Source organism: Enterovibrio gelatinilyticus (assembly GCF_028683095.1).
Classification (GTDB): domain Bacteria; phylum Pseudomonadota; class Gammaproteobacteria; order Enterobacterales; family Vibrionaceae; genus Enterovibrio; species Enterovibrio gelatinilyticus.
The window spans coordinates 39448-58973 of sequence record NZ_JAJUBC010000011.1 but is presented as its reverse complement, the minus strand read 5'-3'; the positions used below and the strand labels follow the sequence as shown (position 1 = coordinate 58973).

The following is a 19526-nucleotide window of genomic DNA, read 5'->3' as shown; positions in this document are numbered from 1 at the left end:
AGGGTGGGTTATTCAGATAGCCCATCTCGCGAGAGACTGCGCTTAACATTTGAAAAGTAGACTGTCTGTGCGGGAACGCTATCGACATTATTTTCATTTTTATAGCGAGATAGAAAAGAGCGATAAAGACCATATTTGAAATACACGTAGGAGGCATCCATTGTTGCTCCTTCATAGTTTACTTTCTGGTTGCCATTTACCCACACCCTAAAAAAGCCAGTTTGGTTATTTTCCCAGCGTACATTAACTTCGATTCTATGCCAGCGACCACGAAGCTTGTCGTCTTCGATAAGCGGATAATAGTGACTGCTGTGTCCCATGACTTGATTATCTAAGTGATAACCACCTTTGCTGTTTTGGAACATCCAAACGGGGTGAGAATCTTTTTGATGAAACTGGCCGAGGGCAACTTTTGTTGGATACACATTTGGGTAGTCCTTAGGAAAGTAGATCGACCAGCCGTACCAATATTCGCTATGCAGACCGGTTGATTTGTTGGTTTCTGAACGCTCACTTCGTTCTCGGTCGTTCTGGCAATCATTCCATCCAGAATTAAAAGAGCAATCACCAGGACGTACATCGAAGACGTCGATCATTTTTGTCGGTGCCGATCCTGTCGTGTCCGGTGAGATACGATACCCATGTTCAGTGGTACTCAATGAGCGTTGAAATAAATCAAAACTACCCGTTTGAGGTAAGTGATTGTTATTGGTGAGGGAAACACAACCACTGACAAGCAAGCTCATGAGTGGTGGAATCAATTTTATGTTGAAAACCATATTCATACATAAAACTTAGCCGCTGTTTGGCGGTGTGTCTTGCTAGATCACGAGTGCTGGCCGGGAAAGAGTGTATGGAGTGTGCTGTCTATCCATAGCATGACGTTGTCCCAGCCGCGTTTCTTCGTCTTAATTGCACTGAGAGTGAGAAGGGGAGGGCTAGAGAGTTCATTCAGAGATAACAACTTAACCGTACTTTCGAGCCAATCGTGGTTGGCGACGTGAGCAGGTACAAATGCCCAGCCGACTCCCCGCATAACGAGGTTAGCAATGTAAAAATAGCTATCAATATGCCAATAACGTGGCGAGAGGGGTTGCTCTTGGGAATAACCCAAACGGTCACGGATGGCGAGTTGGCGATGCTTTACGAGGTCATCTTCATGTGGGTGCTCAATGTCAGAAAGCGGATGGTCGTACGCTGCAATAAGCACCTGATTAACCGTGGTAATGTCATACCAATCTAAAGACTGTGTAAGTGGTTTTACGCGGAAGATAAACCCCATATCAGCTCTGCCTTCGCTCACCCATGTAGAAATGTCGTCTTGAGAGCCGTTAAGAATCGTCACTTTTAATTCGGGAAAGTGTTCGGCCAACATAGTAAACAGTATCTCAAATGTCTGCATGGGGACGGCTTCGTCCATGGCAACGGTAAAGGCGACGGGATCTCCCTGTGTGACGGCCATAGCGCGCGAATTCATGCGTTGGCACTGCTGCAGGATGGCTTTTGCATCCACCAACATTTCTTTACCGGCTTCAGTTAGCACTGGAAGCTTTGCGCTGCGGTCGAATAAGTCGAATCCAAGGTCGACTTCCAAGTTTGCGATGGCAGTGCTCACTCGTGATTGTGCCTTACCCAATTTACGTGCGCCCGCCGAGAAAGATCCTGCTTCTGCTGATTCTACAAAGGCTTTGAGCTGTTCAAGTGTCCACTGCATCGTGATGTCCAACCTATCCGTTTTTAGGATTGATTGTAACTTTTATCTATATCAAAACAACGTCAAAATCGCGCCTGTCTCTTTTTCCCTTTTAAAGTAGTCTTTTATGCATGCTATTGAACCAAAACCAAGTGAATCAATCACGAAAACGTTTTGGCGTTTTACTGTTCCTGCTATTGCGGCAATGATCGTTAACGGGCTCTATTATCTCGTTGACGGTATTTTCATTGGTCACTTTGTGGGTGCAGAAGGCTTAGAGGCGGTGAATATCGCATGGCCTGTCATCTCCATTGTGGGCGGCGCAGGCCTGATGATCGGCATGGGCGCAGGGAGTCTTATCTCTCAATATCGCGGTGAAGAAAATTTGGGTGCGGCTAGAAATGCGATGGCGACAGGTTTGTGGTTGACCGCTCTGTTTGGCGCATTGTCTTCGCTGTATATCTTTTTGCTTGGCGAACCGTTGGTTCAACTTCAAGGCGCAACGGGGCTTGCTGAAGGCTATGCCGTAGATTACTTATATACCTTTGCGTTTGGTGCTGTGCTCACGGTGGCGGCTTCTGCTTTACCTTTTTTGATTCGAAATGATGATAGCCCGATCGTCGCGACTGCCATGATGGTGGCTGGTGCACTAAGCAATATTGCGATGAACTATGTCTTCATTGGTGTATTGGGGTGGGGCCTCAAAGGAGCTGCAATGGGAACCATTGCGGCGCAGTTAATCACTGTCGTTATGGCGTTTGTTTATCTGTTTTCCAAGCATTCGGTGCTTTCAATATTTAAGCACCCAGCGAAGGGTAATTTGTCTGATGCGAAACAAACTATCGTGTTGGGTAGCTCGTCGTTGGCGATGTTTATGTATTACGGTGTGCTGGTTGCATTCCATAATAAGCTGTTTGTGATCTATGGTTCAAATGTCAGTGTGGCGGCGTTTGCGGTTGTTGGCTATTTGATGACACTTTACTACGTGGTCGCTGAGGGCATTGCCGAGGGCATGCAACCACAAGTCAGCTTTTATCATGGTGCGAAACAGTACCAAAATATTGCTAAAGTCGCGAAGCTTGCGACTATCGTGTCGTTAGCTGGTGGTGTGGGCTGGTTAGCAGTGCTAAACGTGTTCCCTGATACTGTGATTGGGTGGTTCAATTCAGGTAACACCGCGCTGATTCAAGAGGCGACAACCGGCATTCGTTTGCATCTGTCTGCAATGTATCTGGATGGGCTTATCATTCTCGCATCCATGTACTTCTTGTCTGTCGGAAAAGGCGGAACATCCTTAGCTATCTCCTTGGGCAACATGTTTATTCAACTGCCATTTTTAGCGGTATTGCCAAGAATGTATGGTGTAGAAGGGGTGTGGATGTCAATGCCACTGTCCAACGTGGTGCTCGCATCTGTAGTGATCCCCATTATGTGGCGACATATTCTTAAGCAACAACCTGATAAAGATTTACCCAATTTGGCTGTCGCATAACGACATCGGAAAAATGAAAGGGAGCTGTCGCTCCCTTTTCCTCAATGAGTCATCCTCTTTTCTAAATCAGAATTCTCCCCACTCTATTTCATCGTCATCTTCTTCTTTTTGAACTCGAATTGGCTTTTTGGGGATTGACCTCTTTTTGGTCGATTTGAACGTCGGAGATTTAATCTCTTCTTTCTTGCCTGTGATGGTAAAGAATTCAACGATAGAACTCATATCTTGAGCCTGTGACAGCATACTTTCGCCCGCTGTGGTTGCTTCTTCTACGAGAGCGGCGTTTTGTTGGGTCATGTTGTCCATTCGGGTAACCGCAATATTAACTTGTTCGATGCCTGAACTTTGCTCTTGCGCAGCAGTGCTGATATCAGACATTTTGTTGCTGACTTCTTCGACCATATTGACGATTTCTTGCAAGGTATCCCCTGACTCAATGACCAGCTCGGCCCCATCTTCGACCTTTTTGTTGGTATCACGGATAAGCTCTTTGATTTCTTTTGCCGCTTCTGCAGATCGCTGTGCCAAGCTCCTCACCTCACCTGCAACGACTGCGAAACCACGGCCTTGCTCTCCGGCTCTAGCCGCTTCTACGGCGGCATTGAGCGCGAGTAAATTGGTTTGGAAAGCAATTTCATCAATCACCCCAATGATGTCTGAAATCTTGTTACTCGCACCACTGATCTGGTCCATGGCAGTAATGGTTCTCATGACGACATTGCCGCCTTCTCGGGCTTTGATTCTGGCATCTTCACTGAGTTTGTTCGCCACTACTGCATTTTCAGCACTTTCTTTCACCGTGTCAGTCATGTTTTCCATGCTTGATGCGGTTTCTTGCAATGACGTGGCTTGGTCTTCAGTGCGTTGACTCAAATCGCGATTGCCAGATGCAATCTCATTGGACGAATTTGTAATGGTTTCGGATGCTCGACGAATATCACCAATCACCTGAGTGAGCTTATCAATACTGGTGTTAGCATCGGCTTTTAGCTGCCCAAATCGGCCACTGTAATTTTTCTCGATCCGCTGTGTGAGGTCACCTCTGGCCATTGCTCCCAGCATTCGCTGCATATCTTCCAGCGCCGTATCAGTATTGGTGGTGAGGGCATTGAGACCTTGAGCGAGTTTGAGCGTAAAGCCTGACTTCTCGCCGAGCGATAGCTGCTTGGAGAAATCCCCTTGTGCGGCAGCATCGATCATGGTGTCTATTTCCCGCTCAATAGCAACTTCATCGGTGCGATCTGTCCACTCAATGACAGTGCCTATTCTATCGCCCGTCTCATCGATAATAGGATTGACAGAAATTGCCATCATGCGACTGCCAACCGACAATTCAAGCGAATGTGTGTTGCTTAAATTATCGAGTATTCCACGTTGGTGTGATGGATTTTTGTGGAAAAAATCGATGTTTTTACCGAGTATTTCGTCAGGATTGAAATGGGGGATTACTTGTGTGAAATCGTCCTTTGCTTCAGTGAGCAGCGTTTGGTATGCGCGATTGAGGTAGATAATATTATAATTTTGGTCGGTTATCATGGTGTTGGTTGAGACGTTGTCGAGTGCTTGACGGACACGAGCATTTTCTTCCGCTTGAAGTTTTGTATCTCGTTCCAGTTCAGCTTTCATACGCTCTGAAGCTTCAACGTTTTCCAACGATGTGTTTGTAGCGAGTTTAATAGAGAGTAAATCGCCTTTAAGATCGGACTCTATTCGATGGCTGAAATCACCTTCGGCAAGGCCTTCCATCACTTTTTTGATATCGCAGATGGCTGCCTGCATGCTGTTCATGAGGGTATTGAAGGCACTGGCAGACTGGCCAAGTTCATCCTTGCTCTTCACTTCAACCCTTGACGAAAAGTCGCCTGACAGTGCCACTGCCTCTAAATTCTGCGTCAGGGTGAGTATGGGCATGGTCACTGACCGGGTAACCAAGAGCGCGATCACACTCACTATCATTGCACCGACAAGCAGTGCGATACCAATCATCCACTTAAGCGCAATGATTTGACCGAAAGCTTCATCTTCATCGATTTCTGCGATCAATGCCCAATCATTCTCACCAAACTTGATGGGGGCGTAAGCAGTTAAAACTCGGATGTCTCTGTAGTCCAGAACCACGTCGAAGCCGGTTTCATTGTTGAAGGCTCTTTCGGTTGCTAGTGTTTTCACCGTTCCATTTATAGGGTTAGAAAAGGACGCAATAATTGAGCGAGAAGTGCTGTCCAGATATGAATCAGAACGCATTAAAAAATCAGGGCCCACCAGATAAGTTTCCCCCGATTTGCCCATCCCTGTACGTTGCAGCATGATCTGATTGATCTCATCCATCGACAGTTGAAGTGCAGCGACGGCCAAAACATTGCCGCTCAAGTCGGTTATAGGAGCGCCAATCAGCGCAATCGGCGTATTGTCTTGAGGCTCATAACGCTGATAATCCTGTATAGTCAACGTGTTGTTTGCGACAACATCTTTATACAGCTTTGCCAATGGACTGCTTTTTAATGGGCCAGAGTTGAGGTTGGCGCCTAAGTCACTGTTTCTCTTCGCTGTAAAGACAACATGTCCCGTGTCTGCTTGAATGATAAATACATCTGAATATCCATATAGATTGATGAAATTTGTCAGGGTTTTACCGTTACTCTCCCAGATATCTTGGTATTCATAGGTATCGGTTGGAAACGCTTCGTTTTGTTCTACCTCTTCATCGCTTGCGTAGAATTGAAGTAATTTTTGAATTCTTTTTGTGTCTTCACTTTCTGCTAGAACCTGAGTGTCTTTAATGGCTCTTTCAAAGTAGGAAAGGATTTGATCTTTCTTCACCTCTCGCATACTCACAAGTTGTGCGAAAGCCTGACCTTGTAGCGCAGAACTTGATTGCGAGAGCGCTAAATAACCCACGATCAGTATTGGCAACACACCAATGAGTAAGAAGATCATAAGAAGTTTGATTTTTAGCTTTGAAAACATTCGATACCCTTTCTCACTAAAGAGGGACTGCAAACCGCCGTCCCCGTTTTATCCCATGACTTTTTCAGCCAACAGAATTTTTACTTTGTTGACCAGTGTGTTGGTTTGAGGCTGATTTCCCAAAGTGGAATATTTGCCATTTTGTATGGCGAGTAGTTCACTTGTTTGTTGACGGCTAACACTTTGTTTGGCGTAGGGACAAACAACATGTAGCCATTGTTATAAGCTCTACGCATGATTTTTTCGGAAATAGCGTCAAACTCAGGTGTGCCAACGGACTCTTTGAACATTTGTTCGATGTAATTGTCCATGGTGTTGTCTTGAAAAATCGTGCTCCATGCATTGTGGGTGCGGTAAACGAAGAATGCTGACCACGGGTGGTTGTAGTACCAATCGTCGTCGCCCCACACGAGCAGATCCCAGTCTTCCGTATTTTTTCTTGCATTGGTCGTGAGCAATTGACCAAACACATCTTTTTCACTGTTAGTGATGTTGAATTTGAGTTTGACGCCGACTTTTCTTAGGTCACGGTCGATGCCTTTCCATATGTACATAAACCGATCTTGGGTATATACGTTCAGTTCTAGTCCATCGAGGGTTTTCTTGAGTTCGTCGCGGATGGCTTTTGGATTTTCTACTTCAGAATAAGCTTTGAGGTTCTTCACGACTTTGTCGACGCCGGGGTAGAGCGGAGCTGCCAAAGTTGGGCTGATTTGTCCTTCGCCTTGATAGCTTTTTTCAAGCAGTCTTCTTTGGTCTAGCGCCTTATTGAGTGCAACACGTACTTCTTTGTCTAACAGCCGTTTGTTGCCTGTCCGCATATTGATATGAATAGCGATGTTATTAGTAGAAGGTGCTGATACTAACTTGGCGTATCGGGACTGAAGAACGCGCTCTTTTTCAGAGAAAGGGATTGGCATAATGTCGAGAGCATTGTCTTTGTCGAGAGTCATCTCGAGCGCCTTTTTAGAATCAAGTTCAGTGAAGATAGTCACGGTCTCAATTTTCGGGTATTCGGGGTTCCAATAATTCGGATTTGCCACCAAAACGGCTTTGGGTGTTTGACGATCCCCTTCAATGTAGCCTTCTTTGAGGATGTATGGCCCCAAGCCATAAGGACCAGGCTCAGCGAGATTTGGGCAGGTCGCTTTGCCATTCCAACCAAATTTCTCTAGATAGGTTTCTGTGTAGAACTGAATCCAAATGGCGTCATTGAGGAATTGGCCATACTTTTCTTTCAAATGAAAGCGCACGGTGTAGTTGTCCACCTTCTCAGCTCTGTCGAACACCGTATCTATTTTGGTGAACAAAAACGGCGCTTCCTTGAAGTACTTCATGTTGAGCAAAACTGCATCCGCATTAAATGGGGTACCGTCTTGAAACTTTACGCCTTGGCGAAGCGAAAATTCATAGGTGGTGTCATCCACTTTTCTGTGTGAGACCGCCATGTCGTAGTCCCAGCCGCGGTCATTGTCGGCGGGCCGCAAGAGGGCGCTATTAATTGAGTGAGAGATATACAAATAGGGCAGGCTAGGAATGAATACATTCAACTGTGAACCTATCGTTGGGGCAGACCATGCCAGTGTTGGAACAAACAAAGATAAAAATAGGCTTGTCGTGATGAATGAATGTAGACATTTCATATCAAATACCTGACCAAGGGTTGGGATTAAGCGTTGTTGAACAACGACGATTCTTTAAAAAAGTGTAGTTAATCAATGACTCATTTATGAGGCTCATGACTCAAAATTAGGTGTCTTATTCGTAATGCTCTGAATTTAAACATTTTATTTCCATGTTATTATCGAAGGGTTATGGCGCTAGTGGCTGGCGGATTTCTGTCTGTTTCCGAGTGCATGTTTCGGAGATCTGAAAAGTAATACGAGTAGTAAGTTGCTTAAGCGTTAAGATGAAAATCAACGTAAAAACAATCATTTTGGAGAATGGTATGAAGCTACTGGCTTTCGCGGCATCGAGCAGTAAAAAATCAATCAATAAACAATTGGTAACTCATGCGGTGAGTTTGATTGATGGTGCAGATTCTGAAATCTTGGACATTAACGACTATGAACTTCCGTTGTTTAGTACTGATAGGGAAGAAGAACTCGGTCATCCGGAAAAAGCACAGGAATTTTTCAACAAGATTGGTGAGTGCGATGCGTTGGTTATCTCGTTTGCAGAACACAATGGATCGTATGCGGCGGCATACAAAAACCTGTTTGATTGGGCTTCTCGCATTAACCAAAAAGTGTTTCAAGGCAAGAAAATGGTGTTGCTATCAACCTCTCCAGGGCCTGGCGGTGCGAAGAACGTATTGGCCGCGGCGTCTGCGTCTTGTCCCCATTTTAATGGCGACTTAAAAGCGTCACTTTCCATTCCTTCATTCTTTGATAACTTTGATGGTGAAGCTGGCGTGTTAAGCAACGATGCGTTATCTGCCGAATTAGCCGAAGCGATGAATAGGCTTCGTTAACAGAAAATGATGTACCCAAGCATCTTCAGGTTGTTTGGGTATAGATCTTATCGTTTAAGCTGGCTGGAGTTGTATTTATGTCAGCTTCAATAGGTCATCCCTGCCTCATTTCCCGCACCGCAACTGATTGGTTTATTTTCTAACGTTTTAATCGCAATTTCTTCGCTCATACAGCTAGCAGTAAGGAATGTTTGGCATACTCCTGTCGTCATGTGCATTTTTGTCACACTCGTTACTTTTACGGGACAGGCTGCACATGCTGTTTTGACTCAATAATCCCATTAAAAATAATTCAATTCCTTGTTGGTGTGGCGTGTAGTCAGCGAAAAGGGAAGGAGAGAACCATGATTAAACGGAAGTTATTGCTTCCCGCGCTTATTGGCGCTTCGTTACTTGCTGGATGTGGAGGACAAGAAACGGGTCAAAAAGGCGGTTTTTCACCGTTAGTGACTGCGCAGTCAGCCAAAGTCATCGATTATCAAGCGCAGCAAACCTTTGTTGGTCGTACTGAAGCGGTTGAAGACGTGAGTATCGTTCCGCAAGTGTCAGGCTACCTGACAGCGAGACATTTTAAAGAAGGTGAAATGGTTCAGGCTGGTCAGCCGTTGTTCCAAATTGACCCATCAATTTATGAAGCCAAGATGGCGAGCGCTTCAGCGGCTGTTGCTCAGGCAAACGCGGGTGTGACGAATACAAATCTTGATTTTAAACGCGGCGAAGATTTACTTCCTCGCGGTGGTATTAGCCAATCCGAATTTGACCGCCTCACTGCGGCAAAACTGCAAGCCGAGGCAGCGCTTAAATCTGCGGAAGCTCAACTACAAGCGGCAGAGCTCGATTTGTCCCACACTCAGATTGTGGCTCCTTTTACAGGACGAATCAGTGAAAGTCGCGCCAGTTTGGGCGATTTAGTTTCTCCTTCTACGGGCGTGCTTACCACCATCGTTAGCCTCGACCCAATGCAAGCGTCATTTTCAATGAGTGAGAAGCAACGGTTAAATGCAGGTGCTGACCGTGTCACTGGCGGTGGTCAAGGCAACAGTGGCCGAGTCGAAGTGTTCCTAAGCTTAGGTAAAGGCTACGACTATGAATACCCTGGTAAGTTGGATTACCTCGGTAACCGTATCGACACGAAGACGGGCACTATTGCACTTCGTGCTTCCTTCCCAAACCCTGAGCACCGTTTGCTGCCGGGTCAATATGTTGAAGTTATCGTGAAAGATAAAGAAACGACACCAAGCATTGTTGTGCCGCGTCTTTCTGTTCAAACCGATCTGGAAGGTGACTTCGTGATGGTGTTGCAAGAAGGCAACATTGCTGAGCGTCGTAACGTCAAGTTGGGCCCACAAACAGACCAGGGTGTGATTGTACTGAGTGGACTCAATGATGACGAACAAGTGCTGACTAAAGGTCTGCAACGCGTTCGCAATGGCATGACGGTTCGCCTTCAAGGGCAAGGGGCATAAGCTGATATGTTAAGTCGCTTTTTTATCCAGCGCCCTAAGTTTGCGCTGGTGATATCCATTATTCTGACGCTGGCTGGTTTCATCGCATTGTTGAACCTTCCTGTTGCAGAATATCCGCGGATCAGCCCGCCTTCTGTTAGTGTCAGTGCCGTTTATTCTGGTGCAAGTGCAGAGGTTGTTGAACAAGCCATCGCTGACCCGATTGAAACGTCGGTGAATGGCGTGGAAAACATGATCTACATGTCTTCCAAGAGTGCGAACGACGGCTCTTACAGTCTGAACGTGACCTTCGATATTGGCACTGACCCTGACATGGCGCAGGTCAACGTACAGAACCGTGTTGCTCAAATTGAATCAAAGCTACCGCCTGAGGTTCGTCAGGTGGGTGTGACGGTGAAAAAACGTTCGCCCGATCTGCTGATGGTTCTGAACTTCTACTCACCGGATGGTAAGTATGATGATCAGTTTTTGGTTAACTACATTAACTTGAATGTAAAAGACCAAATCGCCCGTGTGAAAGGCATCAGTGAAGTGAACGTGCTGGGTGGCGGCGAATACGCAATGCGTGTTTGGATGAATCCAGAGAAGATGGCCAACCTTGGTATTACGACCTCTGATGTGCGTTCAGTACTCGCTGAACAAAACGTTCAGGTGGCAGCGGGTGATATCGGTGCGCCACCGTTTAACAACGCACAGGAAATGACCTTTAAATTGGTGACGCAAGGGCGTTTAGGCTCTGCTGAAGAGTTTGAAAATGTTGTTGTTCGTGCGAATGCCGATGGTTCGATGGTCTACCTAAAAGACATTGCTGATGTTTCTTTGGGACGTAAGTTTTACACGGGCAACGGCCAGTTCCGCGATCAGCCAGCTTCTATCGTGATCTTAAACCTGCAATCTGATGCTAACGCTTTAGAAAGTGGTGGTTTAGTGATGGAGCGATTGGAAGAACTGTCTGGGAACTTCCCAGAAGGGATGACTTATGAAACCAGCTACGACACAACGTTGTTCGTGGCTGAGTCTATCAAGGGTGTATTGAAAACCCTGATAGAAGCGGTATTACTGGTTATTGCGGTAACGTATTTGTTCCTAGGTAGTTTCCGTTCGACGTTGATCCCCGTGGTTGCTATCCCTGTGTCGTTGATTGGTACTTTTGCCATCATGCTCGCAGCGGGTTTCACCATCAACACCGTTACCTTGTTTGGCCTGATTTTGGCTATTGGTATTGTGGTCGATGATGCCATCTTGGTGATTGAAAACGTTGATACCAATATGGCAAAAGACCCGTCGTTGACGCCTCGACAAGCAACCTTGCTGGCGATGAAAGAAGTGACCGGTCCTATTATCACGTCTACCTTGGTATTGCTTGCGGTGTTCTTGCCTGTTGCAATGCTGCCGGGTATTACAGGGATCATGTATCGTCAGTTTGCGTTGACCATCTGTATCTCAGTATTGATTTCTTCAATCAACGCATTGACCTTGTCACCAGCGATGTGTGCATTGGTGCTCAAGCAAGGCGCAGATAACCATGCTCGTTGGTTTACAGCGTTTAACCGTGGCCTTGATAAGGTAACCAACAAATATGGTTCTGTTGCAGGCTTCTTGGTACGCAAAACTGCGGTTCTGGGCGTGTTGTTTTTGGTTGCAGTCAGTGCGGCGGGTTACTTTGCGAAAACCACATCGACGGGCTTTGTTCCTCAGGAAGACAAAGGCGTCTTGCTGATCAACATCCAGTTGCCTGATGCGGCATCATTATCACGAACTGAAGAAGTCACCGGCAAGCTGAATGAAATTGTGACACGTGAACCGGGCGTGGAAGGTGCAACCGTTGCGAATGGTTATGCGTTTCTGACTGGTGCAGCGGCATCAAACGGTGCGTCGATGTTTGTGAAGTTGAAAGATTGGGATACGCGCCAGCAACTTGATGGTGACCATTCATCCTTTGATATCATCAACCGCATCAATATGGCTGCTGCAATGCAATTGCCAGAAGCCATTGTGTTCGCGATGGGGCCACCAGCGGTTCCGGGCATGGGCCCTGCTTCCGGTTTCGAGTTTGTGTTGGAAGATACCTTAGGTCGAAGTCGTGGTGACTTAGCGATGGTGATGCAGCAGATGATGGAAGCGGCGAATGAGCAACCAGAAATTGCACGTACGTTCAGTACATTCCGCGCAAACGTTCCTCACTTCTATGTTGATATTGACCGTGAAAAGGCTAAGCAATTAGGGATCCCACTGTCTGAAATATTCACGACACTGCAGGGTAACCTAGCGTCAATGTACGTGAATGACTTCAGCCTGTTTGGTAAGAACTACCGAGTGACCATTCAAGCGGATGCTGACTTCCGTAATGACATTGATTCACTTGGTCGTTTCCACGTGCGTTCAACCTCGGGCGATATGGTTCCACTCAGCACCTTGATTGATGTTGAGCAGGTGTTTGAACCTGATGTTGCGTGGCGCTATAACATGTATCGTTCTGCGGTGATCCAAGGCTCTCCAGCACCAGGTTATTCATCGGGCGATGCGATTGCGGCGATGGAACGTGTTGCTGCTGAAATTCTGCCACAAGGCTACCAATATGAGTGGACAGGTATGGCGTATCAAGAGAAGCAAGCGGGCAATCTTGCCATCTACGCGTTTGCTCTCGCGCTGATCTTTATCTACCTGTTTATGGTTGCGCAATATGAGAGTTGGAGTATTCCACTTGCTATCATATTGGTGGTTCCGGTTGCGACGTTAGGTTCGTTCCTCGCCCTTGCAATGACAGGTACACCGCTTAACTTGTATGCACAAATTGGTTTGGTGTTGTTGATTGCGATGGCGGCGAAGAATGCCATATTGATTGTCGAGTTTGGCAAGAATGAACGCGAGCAGAATGAGCACTCTATCGAGAAAGCGGCGGTAATGGGCGGTAAGCTTCGTTTCCGTGCTGTGAATATGACGTCTTGGTCATTCATTCTCGGTATCATGCCGCTGATATTTGCTAGCGGAGCGGGCCATATAAGCCAGAACTCACTGGGTATCTCGCTAACGGGCGGCCTACTTTGTGTGTTGTTGGCGGGTACGTTCTTGATACCTGGCTTCTTCGCCTTGATCCAGCGACTGCGTGAGAAACATCATGGCGGCTCAACCAAATTGGTGGATCTGGAAGACTAGTTAATACGGTAACTGGACGAACAAAAAGAGGCATCCTTGGATGCCTCTTTTTTATTCTGTTCACCAATAATTAGGTTTGTGGTAAATCGGGTTTGGGTTTTACTCTGATCAAGCCTTCGACAATAGAAATCGCCAGACCTAACCAAATTAGGCCAAAACTGACGGTTTTGACGCTATCAAACGCTTCACCAAACAACACCACGGCCAGAACAAATTGCAGGCTTGGTTCGATGTACTGCATCAGTCCAATCATTGATAACTTTGCATGCTTAAGTGCTTCAGAGAAGAAGAACAGCGGGGCTAGGGTTATCGGAGCGGCGCCAAGGTATAGCAGTAGGGTCGACATGTCACCGGATACAGCGACACTTGTACCTGTTCCAATTTTGTACGCCATATAAACTGCAGCGAAAGGCATCAGTGCAATCGCTTCGACCAACAGGCTAGAGATAGCATCATATTTCACATGGCGTTTGCACCAGCCATATAACGTAAAGAAAACCGCCATCAATACTGCCGCGACGGGCACCTCACCGTATTGCCACACTTGGTAGCTCAAGCCTAAAGCGCCAAATACGACGGCTGCTTTTTGGCCTAAACTCAGTGACTCTTTAAATGCCACCACGCCAAGACCAATAACCAATAATGGATTAATGAAAAAGCCTAGGCTTGCGTCTAATACACGATCATTGGTCATCGCCCATGTAAATGCACTCCATGACACACACATCATTACCGACGCTAGCGAGGCAAACATAAACGAACGTTTGTCTGCGGTGAGGGTTTTCCATGTCGGTGCATTCCCTTTTCTACATTGCAGCATGAGTAATAAGAAAGGTACTGATGCAGCGATTCGCAACGCAAGTAACTCATCCATCGCGGCGTTGGGCATAAATTGATAGTAAAGCGGCATTGCGCCCCACAACAGAAAGGCAACAGCCGCCATCACGTTACCAAAACGTGTCGGATTCATAGAAATATACCGGAATGAAAGTGAGAAAAAGGAGGCGAGATTGTAGGGCGAAAAATAAAATAGTAAACCGAATACGGTCACTAAATGATGGCTTTTCGTTATGACATTATTTTTGCGCCAATGAGAATGTTTGAATCTAAATTATAAGTAATAAAAACAGACAATTAGACGAAACTTGAGTGTATTAAATATGTTGGTGGCTTGTGGTGTTTTTGTGTCTATTTTTATGTTGTTAGATAAATGAAAAATGCCAATAAAAAAACTTGGTTCGGTGAGTATATTCCTTTAACTTTTGCTGCTTAGGATTGTTCTATGATTTTGGATATTCATGCTCGAATTGAAAAACGCTGTGCTCAACTATTTTGAAGAACTGAATTACCGTGTTGTGTCTGAGGTTGGTGGGGTTTACCACGTAAAACAGAACAGAATTGGGCTGGAAGTTGAACTTGATTTCTCAGTGCTTGGCAAAGGGATACTGCCGCGCAATACCGTTTTGTCACACCACAAGAAGCTCATCTTTATGGGTATCAATGATGTTGAAACCGTTGGGTTTGAATCATTAGAACGCTTTGCATCGACCTTGGATCAACACTGCTCACTGACGGTGTTGGAAGACGAGTTTTTCGACCAAACAATGAAAGAAATTTGGATGTTTTTGTCGCAAGATCCGCGCGAGCGAGATGTGTTCAACGACAGCCGATTTTATAAGCCTTAAAGGTGAAAGACCCAAGCAGTGTTGTATTGCTTGGGCCTTGTCTCGTCAAAAATGGTGTTTCAACAAATAGCAATCATGGAAGATTGGCGATCTGCTCACCCATATCTATCAACTTACCTAGAATTCTCTCTCCATCCGCTCGAAGGCCATTGTGTTCATACTCGTTCGTGATCCAAGCGCGACTGTTGGGAATTCCCTTAAGCGTTTCACGTGAATAATCCATTTCGACATACATATCGTCTGCATAAACAGCGCACGTGACGGGTACGGTATTCTTAGCCAATGTTTCTAGGTCATAAAGTGCTGGCCAATCGCTTTTGGATGCAAGAATGTCGGCCGCCGCTTTTAATGGCGTTAAGGTCTTCATTTGGTCGAACATCCACGGATAGACCATTTCACCGGTAAATAAGAAGGGTTTGCCATCTTCGTAGTTGAATGCAGTGAAGTGCTCATTACGCACACGATGGGCAGACCAAGTGGATGCGTCACCTTGGTTGTATATCGGTTCATGTAAGAAGGCGTAAATTGGGTTGGTTTGATGGCTCTGCTCAGTCAGCATGGCATTTAAGAAGGCATAGCTTAGGTATTTTCCCTGGGCTGTTTCAACAAATGCATCTTCTAACAGATAGTACATGGGCAAGTTAGCGCCACTTCGACCTAGGTTGATGCCGATCAGTTGGAACTGCTCTACGGTGAACGTTTGGCCGTTAGGTAAACTGACATCGTTTGCGGCTAAATAATCAGCAATCTCAATACAACGTTGCTGGGCACTTGGGAACTGAGCGAAGAACGCCGTATTCTTGTCCAGCACGCGCTGATAGGTGGCGCGATAAACATCATCTGCAGGACGCTTAAGAGAAGGGACACCGCCTGTGATATAAACGCGAGACAGGCTACTCGGTGCGAAAGACAAGTAAGTGAGCGCGCAAAACCCGCCAAAGCTTTGCCCTAAAATAGACCACGTATCGACGCCGAGCTTTTCGCGAATGGCTTCTGCGTCACGAATAATGTTGTCAGCGCGAAAATGTGAGATGTAATCGGCTTGGGCAGTAGGACTGAAATGCGCAAGGGTTTCGTGAGTAAGGGGGGTGCTAAGGCCTGTACCTCGCTGGTCTAACAAAAGAACACGATATTCTTGCAAGGCACGTTTGAGCCATCCACTTTTTCCTTCGGGGCGCGGAGAAGGGAAGCCTGGACCACCTTGAAAATAAACCAACCAAGGAAGTGAAGCATTGTCACTGTCCAAATTAACCACTTCACGTGCAAATACCTTTATCGTTTTGCCGCTTTTGTTATTGTAATTTAGTGGTAAATCAAAGTGATGCTGACGAAAGAGTAAGCCATCGTCTATGAAAGAATTTTGCATTCTAACTTCCTGTTTTGTGCGTGGATGAGAGTAAAAACGTTAAGCCACGGTAGATATATCGCTAGTCGAGTTTGTTGCATCAAGTTCGGTGGACAAAATGAGCCTAGCAAGCACGTCGCGTGATTGATGGGTTCGTTCATCATTGAATGTTATACCTAACTGAATACCTTCACCACTGCTACTCACAGAGGCGACCGTTCCGTTGAAATAGACAGTTTCATCCAGCAAGTTACTGATGCTAAAACGCACGCTTTCGCCTTTGTCGACAAACTGGCTATTCGATATCCTAATGGCACATCCTCCGAGCGAGAAATCTGCAAGTTTGGCCAATGTATTTCGACCGTTAATGGCAAGTTTGACTATTCGTGACACGGTATAGCGAGCAAATCTTCGCATTCTATGGATGCTAACAGAGCTAGGGATGGCAATGGCGAGCATCTTTTCAGGTCGATGCATTACGCTGAGAATATGGGATCGTAACGCGAAGATCTCGCCATAGCGAGAAGATGAAAGCCCACGAATAACCACTTCCCAATCTGCAGGTTCAAGAAGTAGTTTCCCGAGTTCAGGGTCGGCAGGTGTTTCTAATAGCATGTATTTTTTATCACGATACCCAATGAGACGTGACGTGCCGCCAAACGCTTTATGGTTATCTTTATATCTCAACTCAAACGTGAGTGCCGTGCCTACCGGAATCGTCGGTAAAAAGACGGAAGGAGAAAGAGAATCAGTGGTCTTCATTTGATCTTGAAAATTTGAAGTTGAAGTGAATCGGCAATTTTGAGCGGCAATTAGGCGTGTCTCAAATTTACGACATCTATATTGCTGACGATGGTGCGACTAATTTATCGATTAGTCAATAGAATGATTGTTACCGTAATTGTATGTTTTATCGATGCTAACGGCGGTGAAGGTAGCATTTAGGGGTTGTTGCGGTGTCATTAAATGAATGCTCAGTGACCCATTTATTGGGTTGATGAATTTTGCGTCGCTTTACCGCCAATGTCGCATTTACCTTTTGAGCAGGGCTTGCAGCGAGATTGTCCCGTAAAAAGATAAGAAATGCGGTAACGGTTACGAGCAAAGTACAAATATGCGTGATCGGCAAACCAACGAATAACAGGCCAACGTAACACCGCAATCCAGCGTTTTTTACCCACCAAAGACCACGCTTTGTGGGTGACGTCTAAACCCAGCAGTAACTGACTGTTTTCTTTCGTGAGAGAGTCGTTATCGTGAAGGATGGCGTGAAGAATGTTGCTTGCTGCAGCGGGATCGATAGCTGGATAACGCGATTGAAAATCCGGCGCGAGAATATCTTCAAAACTTAGAAGGTGTTTAGTGTTGAATGTGCGAAGCTGATCCATTTCTGCCACACAAAGTGGGCAACTGCCATCATAGAAAATTGTGAGCGTCATCCAATAAGCTCCTGTAGAGTGCAATAAAAAATGATACGGCGTTGAATTCAATTCGGATTGACAGAATATCACTCGTTGAACAAGAAATAATCATAAGGGGTGACGACATGGAATTTTACCAAGCATTTTTGACGTTAACATTGGTACATTTGTTGGGGGCTGCCTCGCCAGGGCCAGATTTTGTGATGGTGTCTCAGCAGTCGCTGGTGCATGGTCGTCGTGCTGGCTTGCTCGTCAGCCTTGGTATTGCGCTTGGCCTTTCCGTTCACATTATTTATTCCTCCATTGGATTGGCAACAGTGATTAGTGAGTCATCTGCGATTTTATCTGTGATGAAGTATCTGGCAGCTGCTTACTTGATTTATTTAGGCTGGAAAGGCATTCGTAGCAAAGCATCGGTGGGGGATGATGTACAACAGGCCGATGTAAAGCCACGTTCTGCGGGTAAACTGATCTCTATGGGATTTGTGTGCAACGCACTGAACCCGAAAGCGCCTCTCTATTTCCTTTCTGTTTTTACTCTTGTGTTATCACCAAATATGCCAATCATCGAGCTTTCATTGTTGGGTGCGTGGATGATGTTTATCCAGATGGTCTGGTTTGGTTCTGTTGCGCTCGTACTTTCCAAGCCAGCAGTTCAAGCCAAATTCAAAAAAATAGGGCATTGGGTAGATAGGGTGTTGGGGTCAGTGATGTTGGTGTTTGGCCTGAAGCTACTGTTCACCAGCTCAACTAAGTAATGGATGAAGGCGGTCATTGATGCTGCATATTAACAATAAAAAAAGGGGCGCATAGCAGAGCCCCTTTTCTTTGCTTTAAAACGCGTTACGTCATAAATGCAGTTTGAGCGGCATTAATAAGGCGCTGTACCACGGATGGGGTAGTTATTGTCAGGGTTACGAATCCAAGTCAGACCGTTTACTAGGGTCTGTAAATCTGGTCGAGAGAACGGATTGTTGGCAATATCAACGACTTGGACAGTGTCTTGTTGGTTTATCACAAACAGCCCAGGTTCGGCAAAGTTGTGGTCAGTTTCTTGTTCTGAGCGCGGTACTGAAATATACAAGCCTAACTCACGCATTTGCGCTTCGTGTAGGCCAAAAACAAATGGAAATGATACATCCACGCGTGACAGGTGTTCTTCTAGCTGTGCTTTGCTATCGCCGGAAACCGCGAGAATATCTACACCAATATTCGTGAGGGATGACTTGAATGTTTCGAGTTGATTGAGGTACTTGGTACACAAGGGACAATGGCGACCTCGATAGACAACCACCATTTGCCATGTCGCCCCCTCACGCGGTTTGCCCAAGGTGTGTGCATTGCCATCCAGATCTGACAGTGTGATGCTCGGGAATGCACCACCCGCTTGCAGTTTGTTGGTATAGCTCATGGTTATACTCCCAGTTTGTCTCGCTATTGTCGGAATCCTGAGTTTTTGCAGCATGACTTCGTTAGTTTTCAATAGTTACTTTGTTGCCGAATCGAGTCACTGTCAACCAGTATACTTTAAGTAACCTAGTGACTTTTTTTGCCAATTTCTTTGGCTGATCCAAAAGTAATGATTCCCGTCGTTTATTCGCTGTTTCCCTGAATCTTGCATCTTCAGGTTGTTTGGGTACATGTCTGCTTGATAGCCTGTATCCAATAAAAGTCTAAATTAGTTCTTTTTTCATCAGTCCTATTTTTGCTACGACACTTATCTAAAAAAATCGATATAACTCTCTGACTTTATTCGAGCTATCTGGTTTTAGTGCCTATATGGATTAATACAATCTCAAATTGGGTGCGGTTGAAAAATGCGCAGGTG

Annotated in this window: 15 protein-coding genes; 6 read left to right on the top strand and 9 right to left on the bottom strand. The window is 45.8% G+C overall.

Annotated features, from left to right (window positions below; genetic code table 11):
- Positions 1 to 8: 8 nt before the first annotated feature.
- Complete coding sequence (locus LRP50_RS11205; protein WP_274164552.1) at positions 9 to 785, bottom strand: heparin lyase I family protein; 777 nt, start codon at positions 783 to 785, stop codon at positions 9 to 11.
- 41 nt (positions 786 to 826) lie between these two features.
- Positions 827 to 1714 (bottom strand): LysR family transcriptional regulator, encoded by an 888-nt coding sequence (locus LRP50_RS11200; RefSeq protein ID WP_274164551.1) that lies wholly within the window; start codon positions 1712 to 1714, stop codon positions 827 to 829.
- 106 nt (positions 1715 to 1820) lie between these two features.
- Here LRP50_RS11200 and LRP50_RS11195 point away from each other — a divergent pair, with 106 nt between their 5' ends.
- Positions 1821 to 3185: an MATE family efflux transporter gene (locus LRP50_RS11195; RefSeq protein WP_274164550.1), complete on the top strand. Its 1365-nt coding sequence runs from the start codon at positions 1821 to 1823 to the stop codon at positions 3183 to 3185.
- 66 nt (positions 3186 to 3251) lie between these two features.
- Here LRP50_RS11195 and LRP50_RS11190 read toward each other — a convergent pair whose 3' ends face one another.
- Both LRP50_RS11190 and LRP50_RS11185 read right to left on the bottom strand, forming a co-directional pair.
- Positions 3252 to 6152, bottom strand: a complete 2901-nt coding sequence (locus LRP50_RS11190; RefSeq protein WP_274164549.1) for a methyl-accepting chemotaxis protein — start codon at positions 6150 to 6152, stop codon at positions 3252 to 3254.
- 80 nt (positions 6153 to 6232) lie between these two features.
- The gene (locus tag LRP50_RS11185) at positions 6233 to 7795 is read right to left on the bottom strand and encodes an ABC transporter substrate-binding protein (protein WP_274164548.1); all 1563 of its coding nucleotides are present in this window, start codon (positions 7793 to 7795) and stop codon (positions 6233 to 6235) included.
- 305 nt (positions 7796 to 8100) lie between these two features.
- On the opposite strand from LRP50_RS11185, the gene LRP50_RS11180 reads away from it, so the two are divergent.
- From LRP50_RS11180 to LRP50_RS11170, 3 genes are all read left to right on the top strand, one after another.
- Positions 8101 to 8625, top strand: coding sequence for an NADPH-dependent FMN reductase (locus tag LRP50_RS11180; protein WP_274164547.1), 525 nt, complete (start codon positions 8101 to 8103; stop codon positions 8623 to 8625).
- A gap of 344 nt (positions 8626 to 8969) precedes the next feature.
- On the top strand, positions 8970 to 10091 hold the full coding sequence (locus LRP50_RS11175; protein WP_274164546.1) for an efflux RND transporter periplasmic adaptor subunit: 1122 nt from the start codon (positions 8970 to 8972) through the stop codon (positions 10089 to 10091).
- A gap of 6 nt (positions 10092 to 10097) precedes the next feature.
- Positions 10098 to 13247, top strand: coding sequence for an efflux RND transporter permease subunit (locus LRP50_RS11170; RefSeq protein ID WP_274164545.1), 3150 nt, complete (start codon positions 10098 to 10100; stop codon positions 13245 to 13247).
- Positions 13248 to 13317: 70 nt separating this feature from the next.
- On the opposite strand, the gene rarD is transcribed toward LRP50_RS11170, so the two are convergent.
- Positions 13318 to 14217: an EamA family transporter RarD gene (gene rarD / locus LRP50_RS11165; protein WP_274164544.1), complete on the bottom strand. Its 900-nt coding sequence runs from the start codon at positions 14215 to 14217 to the stop codon at positions 13318 to 13320.
- A 328-nt stretch (positions 14218 to 14545) separates the two neighbouring features.
- On the opposite strand from rarD, the gene LRP50_RS11160 reads away from it, so the two are divergent.
- Positions 14546 to 14932, top strand: a complete 387-nt coding sequence (locus LRP50_RS11160; protein ID WP_274164543.1) for a hypothetical protein — start codon at positions 14546 to 14548, stop codon at positions 14930 to 14932.
- 73 nt (positions 14933 to 15005) lie between these two features.
- Here the strand turns inward: LRP50_RS11160 and LRP50_RS11155 are convergent, their stop codons facing one another.
- From LRP50_RS11155 to LRP50_RS11145, 3 genes are all read right to left on the bottom strand, one after another.
- Positions 15006 to 16298, bottom strand: a complete 1293-nt coding sequence (locus LRP50_RS11155; RefSeq protein WP_274164542.1) for an alpha/beta fold hydrolase — start codon at positions 16296 to 16298, stop codon at positions 15006 to 15008.
- A gap of 39 nt (positions 16299 to 16337) precedes the next feature.
- Positions 16338 to 17039 (bottom strand): PilZ domain-containing protein, encoded by a 702-nt coding sequence (locus LRP50_RS11150; protein ID WP_274164541.1) that lies wholly within the window; start codon positions 17037 to 17039, stop codon positions 16338 to 16340.
- A 224-nt stretch (positions 17040 to 17263) separates the two neighbouring features.
- Positions 17264 to 17716 carry a thiol-disulfide oxidoreductase DCC family protein gene (locus tag LRP50_RS11145; RefSeq protein ID WP_274164540.1) on the bottom strand — a complete coding sequence of 151 codons (453 nt, stop codon included), beginning with the start codon at positions 17714 to 17716 and terminating at the stop codon, positions 17264 to 17266.
- 107 nt (positions 17717 to 17823) lie between these two features.
- On the opposite strand from LRP50_RS11145, the gene LRP50_RS11140 reads away from it, so the two are divergent.
- Positions 17824 to 18456: a LysE family translocator gene (locus tag LRP50_RS11140; protein WP_274164539.1), complete on the top strand. Its 633-nt coding sequence runs from the start codon at positions 17824 to 17826 to the stop codon at positions 18454 to 18456.
- A gap of 113 nt (positions 18457 to 18569) precedes the next feature.
- On the opposite strand, the gene LRP50_RS11135 is transcribed toward LRP50_RS11140, so the two are convergent.
- Positions 18570 to 19109, bottom strand: coding sequence for a redoxin family protein (locus LRP50_RS11135; protein WP_274164538.1), 540 nt, complete (start codon positions 19107 to 19109; stop codon positions 18570 to 18572).
- Positions 19110 to 19526 lie beyond the last annotated feature (417 nt).

Coding starts and splice junctions, on each gene's coding strand:
- LRP50_RS11160 (WP_274164543.1), top strand. CDS start 14,546: ATGCTCGAATTGAAAAACGCTGTGCTCAACTATTTTGAAGAACTGAAT.
- LRP50_RS11185 (WP_274164548.1), bottom strand. CDS start 7,795: ATGAAATGTCTACATTCATTCATCACGACAAGCCTATTTTTATCTTTG.
- LRP50_RS11135 (WP_274164538.1), bottom strand. CDS start 19,109: ATGAGCTATACCAACAAACTGCAAGCGGGTGGTGCATTCCCGAGCATC.
- LRP50_RS11145 (WP_274164540.1), bottom strand. CDS start 17,716: ATGACGCTCACAATTTTCTATGATGGCAGTTGCCCACTTTGTGTGGCA.
- LRP50_RS11150 (WP_274164541.1), bottom strand. CDS start 17,039: ATGAAGACCACTGATTCTCTTTCTCCTTCCGTCTTTTTACCGACGATT.
- LRP50_RS11175 (WP_274164546.1), top strand. CDS start 8,970: ATGATTAAACGGAAGTTATTGCTTCCCGCGCTTATTGGCGCTTCGTTA.
- LRP50_RS11205 (WP_274164552.1), bottom strand. CDS start 785: ATGAATATGGTTTTCAACATAAAATTGATTCCACCACTCATGAGCTTG.
- LRP50_RS11180 (WP_274164547.1), top strand. CDS start 8,101: ATGAAGCTACTGGCTTTCGCGGCATCGAGCAGTAAAAAATCAATCAAT.
- LRP50_RS11200 (WP_274164551.1), bottom strand. CDS start 1,714: ATGCAGTGGACACTTGAACAGCTCAAAGCCTTTGTAGAATCAGCAGAA.
- LRP50_RS11140 (WP_274164539.1), top strand. CDS start 17,824: ATGGAATTTTACCAAGCATTTTTGACGTTAACATTGGTACATTTGTTG.
- LRP50_RS11190 (WP_274164549.1), bottom strand. CDS start 6,152: ATGTTTTCAAAGCTAAAAATCAAACTTCTTATGATCTTCTTACTCATT.
- LRP50_RS11155 (WP_274164542.1), bottom strand. CDS start 16,298: ATGCAAAATTCTTTCATAGACGATGGCTTACTCTTTCGTCAGCATCAC.
- rarD (WP_274164544.1), bottom strand. CDS start 14,217: ATGAATCCGACACGTTTTGGTAACGTGATGGCGGCTGTTGCCTTTCTG.
- LRP50_RS11195 (WP_274164550.1), top strand. CDS start 1,821: ATGCATGCTATTGAACCAAAACCAAGTGAATCAATCACGAAAACGTTT.
- LRP50_RS11170 (WP_274164545.1), top strand. CDS start 10,098: ATGTTAAGTCGCTTTTTTATCCAGCGCCCTAAGTTTGCGCTGGTGATA.